This is a genomic window from Methanospirillum sp. (genome assembly GCF_035560735.1).
In the GTDB taxonomy this organism is placed as follows: Archaea; Halobacteriota; Methanomicrobia; order Methanomicrobiales; family Methanospirillaceae; genus Methanospirillum.
This window is the reverse complement of sequence record NZ_DATMYY010000286.1, coordinates 1-3,789: the sequence shown is the minus strand read 5'-3', so window position 1 is coordinate 3,789 and position 3,789 is coordinate 1. Positions and strand designations below refer to the sequence as shown.

2 protein-coding genes are annotated in these 3,789 nt (G+C 44.5%); both read left to right on the top strand.

The features are described 5' to 3' along the window. Positions 1–85 precede the first annotated feature (85 nt). Positions 86–1,753: a hypothetical protein gene (locus VN429_RS08130; RefSeq protein WP_325631923.1), complete on the top strand. Its 1,668-nt coding sequence runs from the start codon at positions 86–88 to the stop codon at positions 1,751–1,753. 271 nt (positions 1,754–2,024) lie between these two features. After that, on the top strand, positions 2,025–3,789 hold a 1,765-nt coding region (locus VN429_RS08125), incomplete at its 3' end, for a DUF2207 domain-containing protein (protein ID WP_325631921.1).

Genomic DNA, 3,789 nt, shown 5'->3' with positions numbered 1-3,789 from the left:
GTATAAAGGACTGGTTCTTTGTTATTGCTATGATCCTTATGGTAGCCGAGATAGTGCTCAGATACGGAAGAAGGAGGATTATTCAATGAAGTATACTTTTGCAGCCATTCTCATTCTGGCTGCCTTTGCCATATATCCTGCCTTTGCAAGTGATGTCACTCTCAAAACAAGCCAGAGTGAGTATACATTCCCGGCTGGGGAAGAAGCCCGGGTTCCATTTGTTGTGGAGAGTTCATTTCCAAAGACAAATGTTGGGACCCTTGAATATACTCTGACTAGAAAACAGTCACAGAAAGGATTCTCGTTCTCTCAGACAAATTCTCAGTCACAGTCATTTCCAATCAGTCCTGGCAGTTCACAAAATGCAATTACCCTGAGTTCAGCTGATCTGGCAGAATTTGAAGTCAGCCTGTACATGCATTACCGAGACAGCGGTAAGGATTTTGTATCAGAACTTCCGCCATTTACAGTGCAGTTTGTTCCCAATCAGACAGCACAGAATCAGGGTTCATCCGGTTCTTCACAGAGCTCAAAATCATCGCAGTCAGGTAGTGCTGGTTCCCCCCTGACATCAACAACTAGTGAGGAGAAACCTGCAGGCCAGGGTCAGAGTTCTGATCCCTTTGATGAAATGGACCAGCAGATGAATGCATTAAAGCAGCAGAATCAGCAGATGATGCAACAGATGCTTTCCAGTAAGGGGATGTCATCATCGGGATCTGGCAGCGGATCTCAGTCACAGAATGCACAACAGGCATTGCAGAATAATCAGATGAATGCACAATCATCTGCCCTTCAGCAACAGTTAGCACAAGAGACAAGTCAGAATAAGAAAGATCAACAGGAACTTGCTGACAAGATGCACCAGGATCCCTTACTGAGTCAGGTTAATCAGGATCTAAAGAATGCAGGGTACCAACAGAAAGATGGAAGTATCTCTGCAGAAGGCAAGGGTGAGGGAACTGTATCTGCCCAGTATCAGAATGATAAGAATCAGGGTGTTTCTCTCGATGGAGATATCCAGAATGGGTCACTTGAAAAACTGACTGCAAGTTCGAATGAATCTCTTCCAATTCCTTCTTCTTTAGCAGATGATCCTAGGTACCAGGCAGAGAAGAAAAATCTTCAACAGGCCGGTTACAACCAGACAGGTGGTACACAGACCATAACGCCTAATGAAACAAAAATTGATGAGCAGTATAATACTTTAAATGGAAAGAATGCCACTATCTCTTCAATAATCAGGAACGGAACAGTTGAATCTGTAACTGTGAAGAAAGAAGAAGAGACCCCGATAGGGTGGTATATCGGGATCATTCTGCTCATTATTTTAATCTGCCTCTGTTGCTGGGCCGGGTACCGGTATTATCAAAAGAAGAGTATTGAGCCAGAGGAAGAACTCCCTATCCTTGTTGAGCCGGTTGATATCAAAACGAAAACTGAAGAATACTTGATTAATGCTGAAAAGGCTCTCGGGGAAGATCGGATCAAGGATGCTTACGTTCTCTTCGGTCAGGCTCTCCGGTTCTTTATCTCACAAACAAAAGGTTTGGGAACTGCTTATACTACAGAGGAGATACTCTCTCTTGCCAGAAACCAGGGCATGGATGCCAAGATAATTGCACCAATCCTGGAGCGTTGCATGATGGTAGAATACGCCCGCAGCACCGGCTCATCTGAAGAGGCGACTAAATTTATCAAGGATATCAGAACCTTTGTTACTGATCATCTCCCAGAAGAAACAGTGGAATAATTTTTCGAGGATCTTTTTTTCATCTTTTTTTAGAGACCGTCAGATATATAGCCGGACCAGACTGAGTTTTCCATACGAATGGTATGATTCAGCAGAATACCTTCTGTCAGGTCTGTGGAAAGTCTGCAACTGAAATGTAGATATTTGGGTGCCGCCAGTCAGTGGTCTGTAGTGATCATTCAGAGAAGACTTTGATCTCTATGATGCATGGGGAAAAGCAGATCTGGGGTCTAGTTATTTCTGGCGGTCCATAGTCGGAGGAGAATAGGAAATGGGAGAAGTTCGCCAGCTGGCAGTGGTAATAATCACTGCTATAATAATTGGAATTGTGGGATTCTGGCTTGGAGGGTTCGTTTCTACACTTATACAAGGAGATCTTGTAGTCTCCGATTATCACAGTTCCTGGTCATATGACGGAAGTCTGAATGAGTCGTATCAATATGTAGTAAAGTCAGATCAGACCTATCGGAGCCTGAACAGAATCTTTAATGTTCCGGTGAGTTATGGAATATCTGTCGCCGCACCAGTTTCATTAATTAGTGTCACTGTTCCTCGTGGAGCGTATTCATACCTAAAGGATTACGCCGGAGTCGTTCACATGGAGGGAGCTGGGAAAACTGATCAGACCCTTATTCAAAATCATGCCCAGAGTAATGAGGCTGGAGCATTTGACCCCGGTTATTATTCCGCTGGAACCTGGCCAGTTGCATACTCCTGGGTTATCTCTCCACCGATAGAGCGTGGTTCAGATGCAGACCATCTTAATATAGATCTTGCTACTGATCATGTTGCGTATCAGTCTGTAACCATCACCATCCCTGCTGACCGGGTTAAGGAGGTATTTCCGCATCCTGCAGGATTAAAGGTCACAAAGTCAGGTGATTCCTTTGTCATTACTGGCAGCGCTTTAAGTGATATACCACTCGGCTTTGAATTGGTACTTGACCGAGGTGCAGGCGACCAGATTCGTGGTAAAGTCAGTGATCTGGGATCGGTGAAGGTACTGGAGAAAACAAATGCTGCAAACCCGTGGTATTCTGCGATCCTTACTACTACACCCTATATTGCATACGCGGTTTCACTCATACTTCTCATTCTTATTCCCGTTCTTCTCCTCCTGATATGGTATCTGAAAGGAAGAGAAAAACCGTTTATTGTTCCCGAACATCTCAGTGTTGTTCCGGATCCTTCACTTAAGCCATGGATGGTGAATCTTATCTTTGAAGGTGATCCTGAAGAATTCGGAAATGAAGGGCTTTATGCAACTCTGCTTGACATGCATAGGCAGAAGCTCATCAGAATAGATCAGAAACCTGATAGTAGCGACCTGACAATAACAATTCTGAAAGACCAATCAACTGATGCATATGAACAGACTGTTCTCAATACATTCAGGCGGATTGCAACAGACAATGTAATCGATACCGGCTCTCTTGCATCAATGGCCGATGCAGCAAATTCAGATTCATCTGTTCGAACTGCCTTACTCGCCTATCAGGAGGAACTCAAGTCACTCACTTCTTACTCCAGTTCTTACCTTGAGTCACATTATATTGAGGATGGGCGTGGATATCTGGTGCCTCTCCTGATTATTCCAATCATCTGGTTGCTGTTCTCAATTTTTACTGCTATTGCCGGAAGCAACGCTCCCCTGGGATTTACTGCAACAATCTTGTCAGGAGCAGCATTTCTTCAGGGACTGGTTGGCATGCTCTTTCCTGCAACCCTCTTTGGGAGATGGAAAGGCGATACGTACGAAGAAAAACTTAGATGGGACTCGTTCAGATCATTTCTGTCTGATGCAGTCCTTATCAAACGCTATGCCCCTTCTGATATTTCCATGTGGGGTGAGTGGCTTGTATATGGAACAGCTCTTGGGGTCGGAGATCGGGTTGTCAGTTCAATGAAAGATCTTAATGTAAACCTACCTGAGTTCTCTTCAGCTTCGGGTACCTCACTATTTGCACCTGCATTATTTGCATCGGCTTTTATGCCTGTAACCTCGTATGCCCCGCCATCTTCTGGATCTGGATCTG

Coding starts and splice junctions, on each gene's coding strand:
- VN429_RS08130 (WP_325631923.1), top strand. CDS start 86: ATGAAGTATACTTTTGCAGCCATTCTCATTCTGGCTGCCTTTGCCATA.